Source organism: Caproiciproducens sp., from assembly GCF_053840905.1.
Map to the genome: position 1 here is coordinate 30,448 of NZ_JBNLXQ010000016.1, position 20,957 is coordinate 51,404.

Annotated in this window: 13 protein-coding genes; 12 read left to right on the forward strand and 1 reads right to left on the reverse strand. The window is 53.6% G+C overall.

Features of this window, described 5'->3' with window-relative positions; genetic code table 11:
- From nikC to ACQGQ5_RS14060, 4 genes are all read left to right on the forward strand, one after another.
- Entirely contained in the window at positions 1 to 915 is a 915-nt protein-coding gene (gene nikC, locus ACQGQ5_RS14045; RefSeq protein ID WP_455737122.1) for a nickel transporter permease, read from the forward strand.
- Positions 916 to 930: 15 nt separating this feature from the next.
- A complete protein-coding gene (locus tag ACQGQ5_RS14050; protein WP_455737123.1) occupies positions 931 to 1,917 on the forward strand; it encodes an ABC transporter ATP-binding protein in 987 nt (328 codons plus the stop codon).
- Positions 1,910 to 2,893 (forward strand): ABC transporter ATP-binding protein, encoded by a 984-nt coding sequence (locus ACQGQ5_RS14055; protein ID WP_455737124.1) that lies wholly within the window; start codon positions 1,910 to 1,912, stop codon positions 2,891 to 2,893. Before ACQGQ5_RS14050 ends, ACQGQ5_RS14055 begins: the two co-directional genes overlap by 8 nt.
- Before the next feature lie 282 nt (positions 2,894 to 3,175).
- A complete protein-coding gene (locus ACQGQ5_RS14060; protein WP_455737125.1) occupies positions 3,176 to 4,345 on the forward strand; it encodes an iron-containing alcohol dehydrogenase in 1,170 nt (389 codons plus the stop codon).
- A 360-nt stretch (positions 4,346 to 4,705) separates the two neighbouring features.
- On the opposite strand, the gene ACQGQ5_RS14065 is transcribed toward ACQGQ5_RS14060, so the two are convergent.
- The gene (locus tag ACQGQ5_RS14065; RefSeq protein ID WP_455737126.1) at positions 4,706 to 9,373 is read right to left on the reverse strand and encodes a MucBP domain-containing protein; all 4,668 of its coding nucleotides are present in this window, start codon (positions 9,371 to 9,373) and stop codon (positions 4,706 to 4,708) included.
- Positions 9,374 to 10,325: 952 nt separating this feature from the next.
- Between ACQGQ5_RS14065 and ACQGQ5_RS14070 the strand changes: the two genes are divergently transcribed.
- The 8 genes from ACQGQ5_RS14070 (at position 10,326) to ACQGQ5_RS14105 (ending at position 20,906) form a co-directional block, all read left to right on the forward strand.
- Complete coding sequence (locus ACQGQ5_RS14070; RefSeq protein WP_455737127.1) at positions 10,326 to 12,488, forward strand: FAD-dependent oxidoreductase; 2,163 nt, start codon at positions 10,326 to 10,328, stop codon at positions 12,486 to 12,488.
- A gap of 42 nt (positions 12,489 to 12,530) precedes the next feature.
- Positions 12,531 to 13,415, forward strand: coding sequence for a carbohydrate ABC transporter permease (locus ACQGQ5_RS14075; protein ID WP_455737128.1), 885 nt, complete (start codon positions 12,531 to 12,533; stop codon positions 13,413 to 13,415).
- A 16-nt stretch (positions 13,416 to 13,431) separates the two neighbouring features.
- Positions 13,432 to 14,262, forward strand: coding sequence for a carbohydrate ABC transporter permease (locus ACQGQ5_RS14080; protein WP_455737129.1), 831 nt, complete (start codon positions 13,432 to 13,434; stop codon positions 14,260 to 14,262).
- 61 nt (positions 14,263 to 14,323) lie between these two features.
- A complete protein-coding gene (locus ACQGQ5_RS14085) occupies positions 14,324 to 15,643 on the forward strand; it encodes an ABC transporter substrate-binding protein (protein ID WP_455737130.1) in 1,320 nt (439 codons plus the stop codon).
- A 177-nt stretch (positions 15,644 to 15,820) separates the two neighbouring features.
- A complete protein-coding gene (locus ACQGQ5_RS14090) occupies positions 15,821 to 17,665 on the forward strand; it encodes a cache domain-containing sensor histidine kinase (protein WP_455737131.1) in 1,845 nt (614 codons plus the stop codon).
- Positions 17,643 to 19,250 (forward strand): response regulator transcription factor, encoded by a 1,608-nt coding sequence (locus tag ACQGQ5_RS14095; RefSeq protein WP_455737134.1) that lies wholly within the window; start codon positions 17,643 to 17,645, stop codon positions 19,248 to 19,250. Before ACQGQ5_RS14090 ends, ACQGQ5_RS14095 begins: the two co-directional genes overlap by 23 nt.
- Before the next feature lie 13 nt (positions 19,251 to 19,263).
- A complete protein-coding gene (locus ACQGQ5_RS14100; RefSeq protein WP_455737132.1) occupies positions 19,264 to 20,622 on the forward strand; it encodes an extracellular solute-binding protein in 1,359 nt (452 codons plus the stop codon).
- Positions 20,623 to 20,753: 131 nt separating this feature from the next.
- A complete protein-coding gene (locus ACQGQ5_RS14105) occupies positions 20,754 to 20,906 on the forward strand; it encodes a hypothetical protein (protein WP_455737133.1) in 153 nt (50 codons plus the stop codon).
- Positions 20,907 to 20,957 lie beyond the last annotated feature (51 nt).

Genomic DNA, 20,957 nt, shown 5'->3' on the forward strand with positions numbered 1-20,957 from the left:
ATGACACAGAAAAAAGCAGAGCAGCCGCAAACAGAATCCTCATCACAGGCAGCCGTCGTTCTCGAAAAACCGGAATCCCAGTTAAAAGAGATGTGGGAAGCGCTTTGTGAGGATAAAGCGGCGATTACGGGCCTCGTCGTCATCGGCTTCCTCGCGCTGCTGGCGATCTTCGGGCCGCTGATCATGCCGTACGATCCGAATTTATCGGATATGACCAAGAGCTTTCTCCAGCCGAACGCCGAGCACTGGTTCGGAACCGACCAGCTTGGCCGCGATATTTTCAGCAGGATCATTGCCGGAACGCGCATTTCGCTTACCGTCGGCCTGAGCGCGGTCGCCCTTTCCCTGACGGTCGGCGTCGTGCTGGGTTCGATTGCCGGCTACAAAGGGGGAATGACGGATACGATTATCATGCGCTTTATGGATATGATGCTCGCCATTCCTTCCATTTTGCTGGCCATCGCCTTTATGGCGGCTTTGGGCAAGGGCATCGATAAGGCGGTCATCGCCATCGGCCTGGTTTCCATCCCCGAATACGCGCGCATTGTGCGCGGCTGTATCCTGTCCGTCAAAGAAAACGACTATGTGCAGGCGGCCAGGGTCATCGGGAACAAAAACAGCCGCATCATTTTCAAGCATATTCTTCCGAATGTGCTTTCCTCCATTGTGGTCAGGGCGACGCTGGGAATTTCCACCGCGGTTCTTGACACCGCCGCCCTGGGCTTTCTGGGCCTCGGCGTGCAGCCGCCGGCGGCTGAGTGGGGCGATATGTTAGGCAGAGCGAGGGGCTTTATCTTCACCGCGCCCTACACGCTCATTTTCCCCGGCATCGCCATTACCCTGACGGTTCTGGCGTTCAATCTGCTGGGCGACGGTCTGCGCGACGCGCTCGACCCGAAATATAGAAAGAATTAGAGGCGGTGAAGTTTTATGTTGCTTGAAGTAAACCATTTAAAAACGGAATTTCAGCTGAAACATGGCACCGTCAACGCCGTGGACGATATCAGCTTCTCATTGAATAAAGGCGAAATCCTGGCGATCGTGGGAGAGTCCGGCTCCGGAAAAAGCGTAACGTCACTTTCCGTCATGGGCCTTGTGCAGGAGCCGGGCAGGGTGACGGGGGGAGAAATCCTGTTTAAGGGCGAGGACCTCCTGAAAAAGAGCAAATCGGAGATGCAGGCGATCCGCGGGGACCAGATCTCCATGATCTTTCAGGAGCCGATGACTTCGCTCAACCCCGTATACCGCATTAAAGACCAGATCATGGAGAGCATCATGACGCATATGAAGCTCTCTAAAAAAGAGGCGTGGGAACGCGCTGTCCATATGCTCGACATCGTAGGCATCCCTTCCCCGGCGGAGCGCGCGAAGGATTACCCGCACCAGATGAGCGGCGGGATGCGCCAGAGGGTCATGACCGCCATGGCGCTTTCGTGCCGCCCGGAACTGCTGATCGCCGACGAACCGACCACCGCGCTGGACGTGACGATCCAGGCGCAGATTCTCGACCTTCTTTATCACATGCGCGAAAAATTCAACATGGCCGTCCTGCTGATCACCCATGACCTCGGCGTGGTGTCGGAGGCCGCCGACCGCGTCATCGTGATGTACTGCGGGAAAATTGTTGAGGAAGCGGATGTGAAAACACTGTTTGAAGAGACGATGCATCCCTATACGCTCGGCCTGCTCCGTTCCATTCCCCGGCTGGAGGACGAGAGCAGCGAACCGCTCTATATGATCAAGGGCATGGTGCCGAATCCGCTCCAGATGCCGTCCGGCTGCGCTTTTTCCGACCGCTGTGACCGGTGCATGGACTGCTGCCGCGAAAAGATGCCGGCACTGGTTGAAAGGGACGGCCATAAGGTGCGCTGCTTCCTTTACGGAACGGAAACAGAGGAGGCGGAAAAGCATGAGTGAAGGATTGGTAGAAGTTAAAAATCTGGCCAAATATTTTAATCTGGAAACCGACTTTTTCGGCCGCCCGACCAGCGTCCTGAAAGCGGTGGACGACGTGTCGTTTGCCATTCATAAGGGCGAGGCCTTCGGACTTGTCGGCGAATCCGGCTGCGGGAAAACCACGATCGGCAAAATGCTGGTCAATCTTTATACCCCTACGCGCGGACAGATTATTTTTGAAGGCACCGACCTGACCGGGCTGTCCGAAGAAAAGCGCCGCGGCTTCTGCAAGGATATCCAGCTGATCTTCCAGGACCCCTATGCTTCGTTAAACCCGCGCATGACGATCGGCGACATCATCGCGGAGCCGATCAAAATCAACAAGCTGCTCCCCGGCAACGAGATCGAGAAAAGGGTCACTTATCTTCTGAACTGCGTCGGGCTGGCCAACCATCAGCGGAACCGCTACCCGCATGAGTTTTCCGGCGGACAGCGCCAGCGTGTCGGCATTGCCCGCTCGCTCGCCGTACAGCCGAAGCTGATCGTGTGCGACGAGCCGGTTTCCGCGCTGGACGTTTCGATCCAGGCACAGGTCCTGAACCTCCTTGACGAGCTGAAGGCGGAATTCGGCCTGACCTATCTGTTCATCGCCCACGGACTGAACGTCGTGAAGCATATCAGCGACCGCGTGGGCGTGATGTATCTGGGAAAGCTGGTGGAGATCGCGCCGAAGAAGGAACTGTATGCCAACCCGCTCCATCCCTATACGCAGGCTCTGCTTTCCGCGATTCCGTTTATTGGCCCGACGAAATCAAAGCAGCGCATTATCCTGAGCGGCGACGTGCCGAGCCCGATCAATCCCCCCGAGGGGTGCCGGTTCTGCTCGCGCTGCTTCAAAAAGACCGACGAGTGCGACGGGTATACGCCGCAGCTCCGCGAAGTGTCCCCCGGGCATTTCGTCGCCTGCCGTTTTTACGACAAGCCGTTGTCCTCCTGATTCATGAACCGGCAGCCGGACTGTTTTTCAGCAGTCCGGTTTTTTTATGTCCGAAGGGACGGGAATTTCCCGCAATCCGTTTCCCCCGCAGAAATTCCGAGGGATAACAGGGCGGAAAACGGCTTTTTTATTTGGGGGTTACATAAAAAGCCAGCAGGGAAATCATACTAAATAAAATGAGAAAAATACCTTGAAAATTGCGGAGCGAAGTGGTATGATAATAATCAAACAAAGATTGTTATACTTTTAACAATTGCAAATAAAAAATCAGGAGGAATATTTATGGCACGATTCACCTTACCAAGAGACATCTACTTCGGACCGAACGCGATCAGCGAGCTGAAAAATCTGAAGGGCTATCAGAAAGCTTTTATTGTGACCGGCGGCCATTCTATGAGAAAAACCGGGTTTCTGCAGAAGCTGGACGATGTTTTAAAGGACGCCGGCCTGCAGACCTTTATCTATGACGGTGTCGAGCCGGACCCGTCCATCGACAGAGTATACGACGGCGCCAAGGCCATGCGCGAGTTTGAGCCGGACGTGATCGTTGCCATCGGCGGCGGTTCCCCCATGGACGCTGCAAAGGCGATGTGGGTGTTCTACGAATATCCGGAGAAAACCTTTGACGATATCAAGAATCCTTTCACCATGCCGAAGCTCAGAAAGAAAGCGATTTTCGTCGGCATCCCCTCCACAAGCGGGACCGCTTCGGAAGTGACGGCTTTTTCCGTGATCACGGACTATTCCACCGATATCAAATATCCTCTTGCCGACTTTGAAATTACGCCGGACATTGCGGTCCTGGATTCCGATATCCCGATGACCATGCCGAAAACCCTGACCGCGCATACCGGTATGGACGCCCTGACCCATGCGATCGAGGCCTATGTTGCCTCCGCCCGTTCGGATTTTTCCGACGCGCTGGCGCTCAAGGCAATTTCCAGCATCTTTGACAGTATCCTTGATTCCTACCACGGCGACGCCGAGGCGCGCGGCAAAATGCACATCGCCCAGTGTCTTGCCGGCATGGCGTTTTCCAACGCGCTTCTGGGAATCTCGCACAGCCTTGCCCATAAGACCGGCGCGGTGTTCCATATTCCGCACGGCTGCTGCAACGCCATCCTGCTGCCGAACGTCATCCAGTACAACTCCAGAGTCTGCATGGAAAGATACGCGCAGATTGCCAGGGAAGTCGGCCTGCCGGGCGCTACGGACAAACAGCTGACCAATTCCCTTGTGGAAGCTGTCCGCGAGCTGAACAGAAAGCTCAGTATTGCCCAGACCTATCAGGCAAACGGCGTCAGCGAGGAAGACTTCAAGGCGCACTGCAAGGAAATTGCGGTCAACGCCGTCGGCGACCCCTGCACAGGCTCCAACCCAAGAGAAACCGACGCGGACAATATGCTGAAAGTGCTTACCTGCGCCTATTACGGCGAAGACGTCACCTTCTGATTACACGTCAATTCACCATAACAAAGCAAAGCGGCCGGGAACGATATCGTTCCCGGCCGCTTTGCTTTGCGGAAAAGAGCGGCGCCGGTGAGACCGGAGCGCTTTCGCTTTACGCGGTTTTCATAAAATGGGAGGGGCGTATATTTTCTGGGAATAACATGACCTCCTGTCGTAGTTTCTATTCTACAACAGGAGGTCTCTTTTTCACTGTCCGTTCTTCGGAGTATAGTCCGGTCCAATCCTACGACTGGAGGTTTTTTCTTTCAATTCTGTTTTTCCTGGTCTGGTTCACCTACGAACGGAAGCTTTCTTCATGCGCTGAGAACGCTCAGGGAAACCAGCGGGTCCGATGCCGATGGCTCAATTTGTAACGGAAGCCACCGCCACGGGTGCTTTTTGAGAATTGATGTAGAACCCTGAGCCCGTGCCGGCCTTGCCGACCGCCGTGACCCGGAAGAAGTGATCTTTTCCGGACGAGTTGATAAAATCGACCCGGAATGCGGAAACGGTTCCCGCCACAAAGACCGGTTTTGCGTCGGCGGTAAGCTTGAAGACATAGGACGCGCCCGCTTTGACCGTGAACGGAAGGGTGGTGTCGCTCTTTACGGCGGAAGCCGCGTTGACGACCGTTGCGACAGCAACCTTGACCCCGTTCATGTATATGCCGGCCTTGGCACCATCCGGACCGACTGCCGTAATCTTGAAGTAGTAATCATTGCCATCCGTTTTCACAAGCTGCGTGGTAAACACGCCGGAAGTCCCCACCACAAAGTTCGGGATCAGGCCGTTCCGGCTTGTAATCTTGAATACATACGTGCTGTTGACGGAAAAGTCGGAGGTGGTGTCACTCTTAAAGGTTTCGGATGGCTTGACTTCGGGGGTATCAACTGAATCCTTCCGAGGACTTTCAGAAGTCGTATTTTTTCGATAGTGGAAGACGACGGTCGCGGGTGTCCCCGTGAATTGCCCGATTGCCGTGCCGCTCCCGACGAGGGAATAACCCTGTATGGTTTTAGCCGATATTGTATAGGAAGTTCCCACTTCGCCGCTGAGCGTGTCTGCACTGTGGATCTCTCTGCCGGATTGATCCTCCACATACCTTACGGTGACTGTGCCTGTCGAGTGAGAACCCTTTTGGTAGCGAAACGTAATTGTTGCAGGATCTTCGCGGAAACGTCCGGTTATTGTGTCGTCTCCGACAACGGTATAGTCTGGAATAGCTTCAGCCAAGGCGGTGTACGGTGTGTTCACCTCTCCGCTCAAGGTTGCGCTTTCCCGGAGGTCATGGTCGTCTTCGTCCACATATCTCACAGTGACCGTCCCCGTGACCGGAATATCTTTCTCATACATATAGGTGACTTCAGTTACTCCGTCGGTTATTTTTCCCGTTTCGTTTTCCGGAGTTTGTTTGAGGGTATATCCGGCGAACTCCTTTCGCTCCGTTTTATAGTCCGCTGCGATCGGTTTGCGAAGATTAACGGTGTCCGCCAACGGGTTATTTTCTGTGTCAACATAGGAAGTTTTCACGAGGCCCGTGTTGATTCCGGGAAGCAGCGTAAAATTATCCAGATTTGCTGCTGCGTTGTACAACCGGTAGCCTGTTTTCCCTTCCGGAATATCTTTATCGGATGTATAGGAAAGCACAAGGTCGTCGTTTACATACACGTCGATCTGCCTTCCATGGACGTTCACTGCCAGATTATAATCTTTACCGTAATCGAAGATGAGGTAGGGTTTTTCCTGCGTCAGAATTACGCCCCCATTGCGTAAGATCTGGATTCCGCTCGCATGATCGAACCTCACATGATAATAATTGGAGGTGTTCGTATATCCGAATGTCAAACCGCCAGAGGTGCTTCCGTTTTGAAAATTGATATCGGAGCTTAAATAAAATGGGGCAGAAACGGTTTGGTCAGTCACATACCAGGCCGAGGCACCCGGGAGGATGTTTCCGCTCAAGGTTCCGTTTTCCGTATTCCATGTTCCGCCGCCGTCCGGCTTCCATGTAAGAGAGGAACTCCCATCAAAACGCTCCGTAACCATGCCGTTTGATGAGTTTACGGTTAACGGCCAGTCCGTTTTTGCAACTGCTTTGTTTTGATCATCCTTCCCTGTCAGCGTTAAAGTGTACTCACCGTCGGGCACATTTTTGTACGCAATGGAAAAGGCACCGTTCTGATGATCCAATGATCCCTCTCCGGCTGTGCCGCCCGTCTTGTTTTTCAGTACCGCTTCCATCGAAGCGATGCCCTTTGTCGTACCAGTCACCGTAAAACCGGCATTGTAGATCTCAGCGTCATATGCCGGCGAAGTGACGGTGATGTCCCGTGTGTTTACCGTAACAGGCACCGCATCGGACCAGACGGTTTGCCCATCTTTTGTCACTCCGACGCGGAGCGTGGTGTTCCCCGCTCTGAGGGCGGTTATCGTGCCGTTTTCCTCCACGGAAAGGATGGTGTCGTTGCCGGCTTCATACTCGACCTTGTCAAATTCGGAAAGGTCGGTAACTTTGCTTCCGTCGTCCATGACGACGCTGGGGTGCACGATGTCGTTGACAGTATCGTTGACCGCGGTGGTTATGGAATCGCAGCCCAGCGAAGCGCTCAGCATCAGTCCCTGCGGTTCTCCGCCGGTGAGCTCGTAATCGTGCCCCGCCTCATAGGCGAACCGGATCGCAGAGGTGTTTTTCTCCACCGTGAATTCCACCGGTTCCTCGGTGGTGGTGTCGGTCACCGTCAGTGTATTGGGATTGAAGCCGTCCATGTCGGCAGTGATGGCGGAGGTCGTCTCGCCGTCCACATAGGTATAGTCGTATACCGTCCCTTTTTTCACCACCGGATACACCTCGGCGAAATAGTTCCCCTGATTTTCCTGATCTTCTCCGACAAGGATTCCCTGGCCGCCAACAAAGGCCGGTGTCTTATCAAGGGGTAATTCGTAATTCTTGAGCGTCACGGGGCCTTTAAAGGTTTCACCCGTTTCAATATCCATCCAGTCGCCTTCTGGCAGATAAATGTCCCGTGAAGTCTGAGATGCATAGTCGTTACCCCAGATGGGAGCCGCCAGAAGCGATTCTCCCACCATCCATTCCCAGGTCTGTGTATCGGCATTATAAAGTTCATGGGTGGCAGGGTCGTTCGGATTTGAGATGTAAAGCGGCGTATGGGCGTAAGGGTAGCCTGTTTCATAGTTTTTCAGCGCCGCGCTGTAAATATAGGGCGCATAGGTGGAGTGGAACGTAACCGCCTTTTTGATGGCGGATTCATATGCTTCGTTCTTCATTTTCCAGATGGGAAGTCCGACGGACATGGAGGGACACAGTGCGTCGAGCCAGGCTTCCCGCGTGGTCCACAGGTTAAAGTCACTGTTTGAGGTGCTTCCTCCCGTGCCGCCGAGGATATCGGGATAGACGTTGCCCTGCCCGCTGGCGGCAAAGGCGCCGAGATTCATCGGCATACGGTTGTAGTTGTTTGCAGCTGAGTAGTTGAAATCATTGGCGCGCAGGATGTCGCCGGGCACCGAATAAGCTCCGCAGCGTACGATCACCAGCTTGTTCCGGTCACTGGAGAGGGGGAAAAGGACCTTATCAAAGTTAGAGTCGTCATGAGCGCTGGTGCACAGCATGGTGTCTTCCTTGAACCCGTCGACACCCCACAGGTCGGTACCGTCCAGATACCAGTCCACCGCATCGGGATTGGAGCCGTCAATAAGGCCGCAAAGCGTGTTATTGCCTGTTGGTTTAACCAGGGTAATCAATTTCGTCATAAAAGTATTTCCGGAGCGGTGATCTTTCAGAAGATAGCCGTTGTCAACTGCCTGCTGAGAGAAGGGACCCTCGTATTCCGGAATATAACCGCCGCCGTACTCCTCCGGCATCCTGAAGTTAATGCGCAATCCGAGCAGCAGCGCGACTCCTCTGTCTTGGAAAAAGGTTTTCATTCCGTCCGGACTTGGAAAACGCGGGTTGGGCCGTCCGTCTGACCGTTTGTCGCCTTCAGCGGGATCGGCCGTATCGTCCCACATGCCGAAGCTGGTGGTCATTCCTTGATTTTGGGATTTAAGATTCCCTTCCCAAAATCCGGAACCAACGGCGCCCCATGTCAGATGATATCCTCTGTTAATGAATTCATCGACGGTATCCTCGACAGACTGCTGGTAAACACTTTCTCCAAGCGAGCCGTATGCTTCCCAGCCGATACCGAACATCTGGTAGCGCGGTTTCGTGTCATAGTAGCCTTCCGCTTCCCGGGCCTCCCGATAATCGCTGTAGATTTGTTTGGTGTCTCCGAAAAAATAGTAGAGGGTCAGCTTTTGCGTATACAGGCCGCCCAGCAGGCTTTCGTCCGTCTGGAGGGAGACGCGCTTGTCATCGGTCTCAAAGACTACCATGGCAAAATCACGGTCCGGCGCGATGATGAAGCCGGAGACATATCGGCGGCTAAAGCCATAGCCGTCGTTTCTCCCGGCGAACTCCCCGTTCTTCATCCTGTTAATCCCCAGAAGGTTGGCTGTGTTGCGAACATTGTTACCGTTGTCGTAGGCGCCAAGGTCGCCCAGACCGTATGTATGGGGAAGCCCTCCGACGCGGGCGTCGATGACGAAAAAGGAATTTTCGTCCGGATTATTCGGTTCAATCTCAAGCTTCGCGGAGGTATCGGAGAGGTCCAGCGTGACGTTGGCGGTATTTCCGTCTTTGTTGGTGACCGTGAAAGTCGCGGTGTCATCCGTATAATCTTCAAATTCGGATGAAACAGCAGGAGAAGGTTCCTGCCCTGCTGTGCCAAAGCGGATTCCGGATTCTTCATGTTCTTCCACATACGGGGTCCCGTCCGGTTTGTAGAAACCGTAGCGGAACCCGTCTTTTACCACCTTTAAGGTATAGTTCTCATTTCGTATGGTAACGATTCCGCCGCTGTCCGTTACGGGTTCATCCTCCCCGGAAGCGGCGAAGGCAGGTAGATACAGGGTGCCGAGCATCAAGGAAAGTGCCAGAAAAATCGCTGAAAAACGTCGATGGATTCTTTTCATTTTCTCTTCTCCTCATATAATAAGTTTTAGCTCATCAAACCGAGCGCAGTCGGCTTGATGGTGCCCATGATATCATTGACTATTGTCAATCAGGTAAAAGTTCTTGCACCCCCTGTTGGGCCGAAAGGCCGTTCATTTAAAGTCTGTTCCCCCTCTTCAAACCGACGGCTGGTTGCCGGCTGACGGTCAGCCTCATAGCAATGTGGGTTCGCAGCTGAGTGCTGCCGGGATTCTGATATGCGAGGGTGTTGATGCTCCGGTATCGAGGGTATTACCAAACCGATTGGCTGAAAATCCGCCGCAGAAAGGAGGTGAAAATGTGAATCAACTTTTCGGTGGAATTGATGGGGGAACTGCGACAATGCGGTGTACATCATGCTCATAGCTCCTTTGCCGTTCAAATTCCGCTCCTCATTAAAACTTTCTCCCTTTCTTCAATCATCAAGGCACGACTTTTGCAGGTTGGCCTTTAATTGCCGCCCCCTGCCACACTGATTGTATGAATCATATCTATTACAGTCAATAAGATTCAACAAAAGTGTATGAAATTGTAAAAATAATGTAATACCATCAACGCCGCGGAAAAGCATTTTCGTTAAAATCAAAAAAAATTATACTTTTTCTAAAAATTTTTGAAATAAAATTCTCGGCCTCTGCGGATCTGTATGGGGTGGGACTGCCGCTTTTTGCAGGCCTGACGCCGATTTTTCCGATTTTCTTCTGCAGACCGGGTCAAAAAACCGGGAAATCTAAAAATTTTGATATTCCAGGAATCGGCAATGAGAGAACGGAAGCTTGATGAATTTTTGCAATTATTAGCACTATTGTTTGATTTCGTTGACTTTAAGCGGGAATTTTCTATAATTGAAATCGTTCTTAAACGAAATCCGCGGGGCGGGCAGACCGTCCGTGGGCGGAAGCTGTCGAACAAAAGGATGAAAGGAATCCGATCATGGAAATTTGTCATTTTGACGTTGTGGTTGCGGGCGGCGGTCCTTCCGGGGCGTGCGCGGCAATTACGGCGGCCCGGGCGGGAGTAAAAACCGCTCTCATACAGAATCGCCCTGTTCTGGGCGGGAACTCCAGCAGTGAAATCCGGGTGTGGACGCGCGGTTCGGTGGGCGGCGGCTCGCTGTATGCGGAGGAAATGGGCGTCTTCGGTGAGATGAAGCTGCACAATCTGCATATCAACCCCGATTACAACCCCGTGCTGTGGGATGAGGTGCTGCTGGACAAAGTCCTTGCGGAACCGAACATTACCCTGTTTCTCAACTCCCATGTAACAGATGTTCAGATGCATTCGCCGGAAAGAATACGGGCGCTGATCGTCAGCCGGATGGGGACGGAGGAGCAATTTAAAATCTGCGGCAAGATTTTTGTGGACGCCACGGGCGACGGCACGGTGGGCTATCTGGCCAACGCGGCCTTCCGCGAAGGGCGCGAAGCCACGGACGAATACGATGAAAGCCTGGCCATGCCGGCAAAAGACAACTACCGCGAAGGCAGCACCCTCATGTTCCAGTCGAAGGACGAGGGAAAACCGATCCGCTTTGCAAAGCCCGATTACGCCTACGATATCCCTTATATTGAAAAGCTGCTGGACCGGGGCGGCCGCATTGTCGACGAGAAGATGAACGGCTGCGACTATTGGTGGCTGGAATACGGCGGCACAAAGGACACCATCCGGGATAATCAGGAGATCATGATTGAGCTGAAAAGACTGGTGATGGGCGTATGGAACTATATTAAGAATTCAGGAAAATTCGACGCCGATACCCTGACGCTGGAATGGGTGGGAAATGTACCCGGCAAACGGGAATCCCGCCGCTTCATCGGTAATTATACCCTGACCCAGAATGATCTTGAGCAGGAGCGGAGCTTCCCCGACGCGGTCTGCTGCGGCGGATGGTACATGGATTTCCATCCCAGCGAGGGGATTTACTCGGACGGAGCGTTCTGTACGCAGATTCCGGTGTTTGCCTATCAGATTCCCATGCGCTGTTTTTTTACCGACAGCCTGCAGAATCTTGTCTTCACCGGCAGGAACATCAGCACGACGCACGCCGCGTTCTCCTCCAGCAGGGTGATGGATACCTGCAGTCAGGTCGGGCAGGCTTCCGGCGAAATTGCGGCGCAGTGCGCGCTGCACGACTGCAGTCCCTCTCAGGCGTATGAGCGGCATCTGGAAACTATCCAACAGGAGCTGTTGAAAGCGGACCTGAATCTGTTGGGAATCGGAAACCGTGACCCCGGTGACAAGGCGCGCAAGGCGGAAATCACGGCGTCTTCCGTCCGCGCCCCGGAAAACCGCGCCTCCTGCGGAACGATGGACCTGAAGGAAGAGTCTTTTCTGGCGGCCCATCGCGGGGTAGGGGCGTTGTCCCTGACGGTCGGCATCGAATGTGACCGGGACACGGCGCTGGAATGCACACTTTTTTCCTGCCGTCTGCCGTCGCGCAAGGTGGACGGGGAGAAGGTCTGCACGTTTACCTGCCGTTTGAAAAAGGGTCAGCCCTCCGTGCGGATCGATTTGAGCCGGGCACCGAAGCATTGCTACGTTAAGCTTGTATTTGCGCCGAACCCGGATGTCCGGCTGAAAATTTCCCGGCAGAGCATGACCGGATTTTTGGTCGGGCATAAGGAATCCCCCGAGTATTTCCACCCTTGCCTTTCCGCGGACGCTCCCGTTTACGGCGCCGAAAATGTCGTCAACGGTTTTGCCCGTCCCCAAAACGGGGTCAATCTCTGGTGCTCCGAAAGTCCTGCGGAAGGCCAATGGCTTCAGCTGAAGTGGACGGAAGCGCAGACCGTTTCCCAGATTCGCCTGACGTTCAATCCGGATCTCTCCATGGAGCTGCCGAGCTCCATCAGCAAAATTTCCAGCCAGCATCACGGCTTTGCCCGCAGGGAAGGGGACCCGAAGGAACTGGTCCGTTCGTTCTCCGTGCTGGCATTCCGGGATGGGCAGTGGACAGAGCTTGCCAGAAAAGACGGCAATTATCAAAGACTGTGTGTTGTGAACTTCCCTGAGGCAATGACGGACAGAATCCGGATCGTCTTCCACGAAACCGGCGGTTCTCCGTTTGCCGAAGTGTTTGAAGTCCGGGCCTACTGACCCGAGCAATAGATGATAAGATTCAGAAAGGAAAGTAATGCGATGACCAAATCTAAGCGTCGTAAAGTTACGCTGAACGACAGCACGGTGGGCTTCGTTCTGGTGCTCCCAGCGCTCGCCATTTTTGTCAGTATTATCTTATACCCGTTTATCAATTCCCTGTTCATGAGTTTTACCAACAAGACTCTGATGAACCCGGATTATGAGATGGTCGGGTTCCGAAACTACCAGAAGGTGTTCACCGACCCCACTTTCCTGCGTACGCTTGAAAACACGGGCGTTTTCGTATTCTTTTCCACCCTGCTGCCGTTTGTGATGGGCATGATCTGGGCGATCGTACTGAATGTCAAGTTTCACGGATCGGGGTTCCTGCGCAGCGTCACCTTGGTCGACTGGATTATCCCCGGTGCTTCCATCAGCTTTCTGTGGTCGTTTATTTTTGACGTGAACCATGGACTGGTCAATGAAATTCTGAAGTCGTTGGGCCTCATTTCCACCAGCATCAATTTTCTCGGGCAGAGCGGCACCGCGATGATGGTGGTGGTCATTGCGCGCACATGGCAGATGCTTCCGTGGTATATGGCTTTCCTCACGGGCGGGCTGCAGGGAATCGAATTCGACCAGATCGAGGCCGCCCGGATTGACGGGGCAAACAATCTGCAGGTTTTCCGCCGTATTGTGCTGCCCGGCATGAAGTCGATCATCGTCATCGTTCTGGTATTGGGCATTATCGGGAACCTTCAGCATTTCGACATTCCCAAGGTGCTCACCGCCGGAGGACCAGCAGGCGCCACGACGATTTTTTCCATTTCCGTTTACCGGCAGGCGTTCGAAAGCTACAAAGTGGGCATGGCCGCCACGATAGGAACCGTATGGGCCATTCTGCTTGCGGCGTTCAGCTTCCTGTATTCGCGCAAGGCTTCGTAAAATTAGGAGGAGAAATATGTTTCAGAAAACCCGCAGTTATAAAGTATTCATCGGCATATCCGCCACCGTGATCGGGCTCTTCGTTTTCTTCCCGCTTCTGTGGATGATCAACACCGCGCTGAAGCCCTCGGCGGACACATTCAGCCTCAATCTGTTTATTACCAACCCCACGCTGGAGAACTTCTCCAAGGTGTTTCAGTCGGCCGATATTCTGCACAGCATGGGCAACAGCCTGTTCGTTTCCTTTATCAGCTGCTTTGCGGCGACGTTGGTTTCCATGTTCGCCGGGTTCAGCTTTTCCAAATTTCGCTATGCGGGCAGAAAAGTCTTTATGTCCACCGTGATGATGGCGCAGGCGTTTCCGCAGGCGATCCTTCTGCTTACGCTTTACATTATGATGCAGAAGATGCGGATGGACGGCAGCTACATGGCGCTGATCCTGTCTTATATCGCGTTCGGTCTGCCGGTCGGCACATGGACGCTGAAAGCCTATTTTGACCAGTTGCCGGATGCGCTGATCGAATCCGCCAAGATCGACGGTGCCGGATGGCTGCGGATCATTTTCCAGATCATTTTCCCGCTTGCCATCCCGGGCGCAATTTCCACCGCGATTTATAGCTTCGTCTGGAGCTGGAACGACCTTCTGTATTCCCTTACGCTGATTACGGATGCCTCCCGCAGAACGCTGGCACCGGCTTTGGTGATGAAATACATGGGAGAATTCACTAACAATTGGTCCGAAATGATGGCGGCGTCCGTCGTCGTTTCCATCCCCGTAGTCCTCATTTTTGTGTTCCTGCAGAAATATTTTATCGCGGGCCTCACATCCGGCGCGGTAAAAGGATAATGTTGCTCTGCGGCGAAAACCGCTGGCATATAAATTTTTTAAATAAGAAAGGGAAGAGCGTATGAAAGCAAAAAGATTAGCGGCGCTGATTCTCGCGGGCGCCATGGCTGTTTCGACAACCGCGTGCGGCAGTTCGGAATCCGCAAGCTCGGCATCTTCCGCCGGAGCTGTGAACTCCTCCGCGGAAAGCTCCGCACTCGAAAAGGCAAACCTTGTCTGGGCCGGATGGTCCGGGGAGGAAGACAGCACCAAGGCAATTGTGAAAGAAATGATCGACTCCTACAACGCAAAAGGCGGCTCGCAGGTCGGCTGGGTCGGCTGGCCGTGGGCGGATACGCAGCAGCAGCTGGTGATCCGCAATCAGGGCTCCGAGGCGCTTGACATTGCACAGGTCGACATCGGTATGTTCGGCGCATTGTCCGAAATGGGCATTCTGGCCGATATGAACGACGTGATGGGCAAGGATTATCTGGCCGAAAACTACGACCCGGCGGCGCTGAAAGTCGGTCAGGTAGACGGCAAACAGCTTGCCATGCCCTGGTCCATCGCTTCGATCAGTATGGTCTATAACCCGACGCTTCTCTCAAAGGTCGGTTACACGGAGCCGCCGAAGACCGTCGCAGAATTTGAGGAATGCCTGAAGAAGCTGAAGGAATACGACAAGGATATCATTCCTTACGGCGTAGCGACAAAGGAGGCCACGATGGCCACCGACTTCCAGCCATGGCTGTGGACCTTCGGCGGAAGCCTGCTGGACGACAGCGGCAAGGTCACCATCAAGAGCGACGCCGCCGCGAAAGCCATGGACTGGTACAAATCTCTGAAGGATAAAGACTATATCCAGATGAACATCACGCGCGCCGACGCCCGTCAGCTGTTTGCAAAGGGAAAGATTGCCTTCTATGACGACGCTATCGCGTCCCGCGGCGTCGCCAAGAGCAACGGAATCGCCGACGCGGATCTGGATAACAGCATCAAGCCGATGAAGCGCCCCGTCCTGAAAGAGGGAGACACGCCGCAGTCCGCCATGTGGGGACATCTGCTGGTCGTGTTCAAAAAGTCCGCGCATCAGCAGCAGGCGGCAGATTTCATCAAGCATGTCGTCAGCGAAGAGCAGTCCCTGAAATATCTGAAATCCAACGATATGCTTCCCGTCCTGAAAACTGCGCTTGTCAGTGAGGACGTTAAGAAGAACGACTGGGACAACACCTGGGTGGGTATCACGCAGAACGGCAGAACGCTGGAATTCGCGAAGAAGAGCAACGGCACGGAACTGAACAACATCATTGTGGAAGAGTTGCAAGGAGTTCTGCTTGGTCAGAAGACATCCGCCGCCGCAGTGGATTCTCTCGATCAGCGCCTGAATTCATCGCTTGATTAAAAAATACCGAATGCTTCGGAAACTACCGGCATAAACAGAATCCTGTGCGGCGTCGCCGCACAGGATTGTTCTGGTTCGGGGCGGATTGAACAGGATCTTGAACTTTTGCATAAAAAGGAATTAACATTGCCGGAAAAAACAGTAAAATAAATCCAGAGGGCGGGAGGATGAAATTTTATGCCGAATAAAGAGAAAAAGGCGCATTTGTATTTTCCGTTTTCCCTCCGGGTTTTTCTGATCATCATTGTGCTGATCATTATTCCGGTCTATCTGATGTTCCTTTATTTGAACCATACCTTCGTGGGGTATATGGAAGACGAGATCTCTTCGCGCGCGGTGCAGAACATCGATAACAGCCAGGAGGAAATCGCGCGCAAAATGGAAAATCTGATCAATGTTTCAAATTTCTTTGTCTCGGACCCGGAGTATGAAGCGGTGATGACCAATTCGAAAAACAGCCGCTATCAGAAAAGCTGCTATTTCGATGCGTTCGTCAACAAGCTGGGAAACAGCAACATGTTCGATCTGGACGAACTGAAAATTACATATTTTGATGAAGATAAAAATATCTATACCAACTGGGGCGTCAATTACCACGATTATTCGTTTCTTCTCCACGAGGAATGGGTGCAGAAGAGCGTCACGGACCGGGGTTATCTGACATGGAATATGTTTGGATCTTCCTATATTCAGGAGGAAAAAGGAAAGGGAATCCGCTATGTTTCCATGGCGCGCCCGCTGCTTACCTCCACGCCGGAAAGCGGGGACCGTGCCTCCGGCATGCTGATTATCAGCCTAAATGAAAGAGTGCTTGACGACCTGCTTCAAAAATATACCTACAGCGACGGGGACCGCATCTTTTTTTATTCGCACTCGGCCGGCCTTTTCCCGCCTCCCGCGGGCGATCCCGTCTTGAACGGCGAGGATGCCTGGGAAATTCTGAACCGCGTGGACGGAACGCGCGACAATTTTATGGATTTCATCCACGGCAGCAAGTACATGGTCAGCTACTATACGCTCTCCACCCCGTGGAATTACGGGGGAAGCGACCTGAAAGTGGTCGCCATGATGGATTACCAGAATCTGGCTGAGAAAACGAACGGCTTTCTGATGAAAATCACCGTTCTGTTCCTGATGTTCATCTGCCTGATGCTGGCGGTGGTATGGGCGGTTGTCAATGCCATCGTAAAGCCCGTTAAGGATATTTCCGGAAAGCTTTCGGATTATCAGGTGGGGAACATTTTGGTTTACAATTACCACCGCAATGATGAGATCGGCCAGCTGTACGCGGCTTTCGATAAAATGACGGGGAACATCGAGGACCTGTTCTACCGGCTTGGGGAAGAGTACGAAATCAAGGAGAAATACCGTTTCGAATCCCTGCGCGCCCAGCTGAATCCCCATTTCATCTTCAATACGCTCAACAGCATCCGGTGGATGGCGATCATCAAAAAGCAGGACAATATCATGCAGAGTATCGACGCGATGACCAATATGCTCCAGTACAGCATGGGGAAAGGAGGAGAGTTTGTCACGCTCGGGCAGGAGCTGAGCAGCGTCAACAGCTACCTCTTCATTCAGAACCTGCGGTACGGGGAGCGGTATGAACTGCATATGGACATTCCCCGGGACCTGCTCGACTGCCAGGCCATTAAGTTTTCCCTCCAGCCCATTGTGGAAAACTGCATCATCCACGGATTCAGCGATTTTGCCGGAAAAGGGGAAATTACCGTTTCCGGCAGGCGGGAGGGAAACCGTCTGCAGCTGTTTGTGGAGAACAACGGCAACGCCATTTCCGATGAAGCGATCCGCAAATTTGAGGAAAACAAAACAGGGAAAAAGCGGGACGAAAAAAAGTTCACCGGAATCGGCATGACGAATGTGGACGAAATGATACGCATTACCTATGGAGAGGAGTTTGGCCTGCATCTTTTGCGGCGCGGCGGCAACACGGTGGTTTGCTATACGCTGCCGTACCGGAAGCAGGAAACGGAGATTGATGAAGAAAATCATGATCGTTGACGATGAAATACTGGTTCGGGTAGGAATCAAATCCATCGTCGAGTGGGAGAAATACGGATATCAGGTCGTGGGCGAAGCAGCGGACGGGAAGGAAGCGCTGGCCATGATGGAAAAAAGTCCGCCGGACATCGTTCTGACGGACCTTGTCATGAGCCCGATGGACGGCTTCGAGCTGATCGAACAGTGCAAAACCCGCTTCCCGCGTGTGCGGTTCGTGGTGCTCAGCAGCTATAACGACATGGACAATGTCAAGCGCGCCATGAAATTAGGTGCCATGGACTATGTGTTCAAGCTGCAGGTAACGGCGGAAAGCTTGATTTCACTACTGGACCAGGTCAGCGGCGAAATGGAGAAGGAACAGCCCGCTCCGCAGGAAAGCGGCGCGGTGAGCCGGAAAAATGTCCCGGCTGTCAGGCAGCGCCTGATGCAGACGATTGTGGAAAAAAGCTACTTGAATCAGGAAGATGTTTTTCGCGAGCTCAGCCAGCTCCAGCAAAATGCCTCTCTGAAAAAACCGTTTTGCCTTCTGCTGATGAGTATCGATGACTTTGAAATCAAGGAATTCAGCGAGGTGATTCAGGAAGCGCAGCTGCTGAAATTCTCCATGGCAAATATTCTGGAGGAGGTGCTGGGGCAGGGCTTTGTCAGCGACGTTTACGGCGCCGCCGGTGGGGATCTGATTGCTGTGCTTCAGCAGGACCGCAGCGAGGAAGCTATGCTCGGCGATGCGGAAAAGGCGTTCGAGCAGGCGAGCGAGTACATCAGGCGCTACCTTGACATCAGCATTTCCGGGGCGGTGAGCGGCGTATGCGCTTCCATTGGGCAGATACCGGGGGAAACGCGTTCCATGCGCCTCTGCCTTCAGCAGCGTATTTACCGGGGCGAAGCCTGCTTTTTCACCGCATGCGGGGGAACCGGCCGCACGCGCACGTTCAAGGTTTCACCCGAAGGGCTTGCGCGCGACATGGACCGCGCCGTCAGCAAAAAAGGCGATGAGCTGATCGGCTATCTGGACCGCTTTTTCAAAACGGCACAGATGCTGGAAAGCGTGCAGGACAACGATGTCCGCGAATCTTACTTTGAATTGTACCATGCGCTGAACCACTGTGCATCGGGCTACGGGATCGACGTCAACCAGCTGACGGACGAGGATGGGAGCCGCCTTCATTACGTGATTTTGAAAGCCGATACCATGACCACGATCCGCACCAGCTTCCTCGCGGTGGCACACCGTTTTCTGGAGCTGCTGCGGTCGGGGAAAAGGCCGTTGGTCCGGCGGGATATTCTGGAAGCGCAGAAGTATATCCGGAACAATCTTTCCGAGCATCTTACCGTATCCGGTGTGGCCGAGATGCTGAACATGAACAGCAGCTACTTTTCCCATCTGTTTAAAAAGCAGGCGGGCAAGAGCTTCGTGGATTATGTGAATGAGGCGCGCATTAAAAAGGCTAAGGAGCTGTTCGCCACCACGGATTACCGAATTTATGAAATTGCGACAATGGTGGGCATCGACAGCCCCAATTACTTCAGCGCGCTGTTCAAGAAAATCACCGGGAAAAATCCGAACGATTACCGGCAGCGCTGAAAGGAGGATCCGTGTGAGAAAGGCAAAGAAGATCGGGGCCGTTTTGGCGGCGGCGGTCCTGCTGGCTGTGCTGGCCTGGGGAACGTCTTTCCTTTCGCGGAGCGACGAGGCCCCAAAAACGGGCGGCGATCCCATCACCCTGAAGGTCTGGGGAAGCGTTCCGTCGGAGGCCGGCCCCGCGAAGGTAATGGAGGAATTCAACCGGGCGTTTGCGGACCGGAACCTGCGGGCAGAATATGAGTTTTTTCCCAACAACGAATCAGGGAACGAGCGGCTCGACACCACCATGCTGGCCGGCGGCAATGTGGATATCTATTTTACCTACACGACCCGCCAGCTGGAAAAACGCGCCATGGGAAACATGGCCGTCGATCTTTCCTCCCTGATCCGGCTCGACCATATGGACCTTGAAAAGGATTTCGGCGATTCCGTATCCTCCTATTTTATCAACGGCAAGCCGTACAGCATTCCCACCAAGTCGGATCAGTACGGCATCACGCTGAACAAGGACGCGTTCGACAAGGCCGGGATCGCCGTTCCTAAGGAATGGACCTTCGACGAATTCCGAGCCATAGCGAAAAAGCTTTCCAAAGGTGAGGGGAACAACCGGACTTACGGCATGTTTTTCAGCACCCAGCAGGATATTTCCTATATTGTCACGTACTTTGCGTCGCGCAGTCTGGGCGGGGATCCGCTTTATAAACCCGGTGGCTGGGAAACCAATTTTGACAGCCCCGTCCTGCACGACGCGGTCGGACTGGTTTACAACATGATGAAAGTGGACCGCTCCGCCCCGACACATGAGGACACTGTGGGGCAGAAGCTCACGCAGGAGTCCATGTTCCTGACGGGCCGCTGTGCTATGACCATCGGCCCCTGGGTCATCCGCAGTATCAAGGACCGCACTACTTACCCGCACAGTTTTACCACAGCGTTCGCGCCGTACCCGATTTCCAGCCGCGGCACGCAGGTTTATGAGCAGGGGGGACTTGGCGATCATCTCTCAATCTGCCCGACCTCCCAGCACACCGGGGCCGCATGGGAGTTTGTGAAATGGTATGCGACCGAAGGCGTCATCTATATGACGGAGGGCGGTCGGGTCCCCGCTTACAGCGGTTTCGCCGAGGACGACGTCATGAAGCTGCTGATGAAAGATGCCGACGGCCTGATTGACGAGGAGAGTGCTAGAAAGATACTGGTGACACCGCGCGAGCATTACTCCGTCCCCACCACGACGAAACTTCTGTCCCAGATCAGCGGTGTGCTGAACGGGCACATGGAACGGATTTTCACCGGGGAGGAGTCCGTGGAGGACGGCCTTCGCGCCGCCAAAAAGGAAGGCGACGCATGGCTGAAAAACAGCGGATCCTGAGCCGAAAGCAGCTGTGATGCGGCTGGTTTTGAACGGGAACCGGGCATTACTGTTAGATTCAAGATACTGCTGATAATCAGACCATTCTCCGGTTCTTGACTTCTCCATTTTGAACATACCCTCTTATACTTTTGCAGTATTTCAGAGACACGGCGCACTGCAAGGAAATTGCGGTCAACGCCGTCGGCGACCCCTGCACGGGCTCCAACCCAAGGGGAACCGACGCGGACAATATGCTGAAAGCGCTTACCTGCGCCTATTACGGCGAAGACGTCACCTTCTGATTACACGTCAATTCACCATAACAAAGCAAAGCGGCCGGGAACGATATCGTT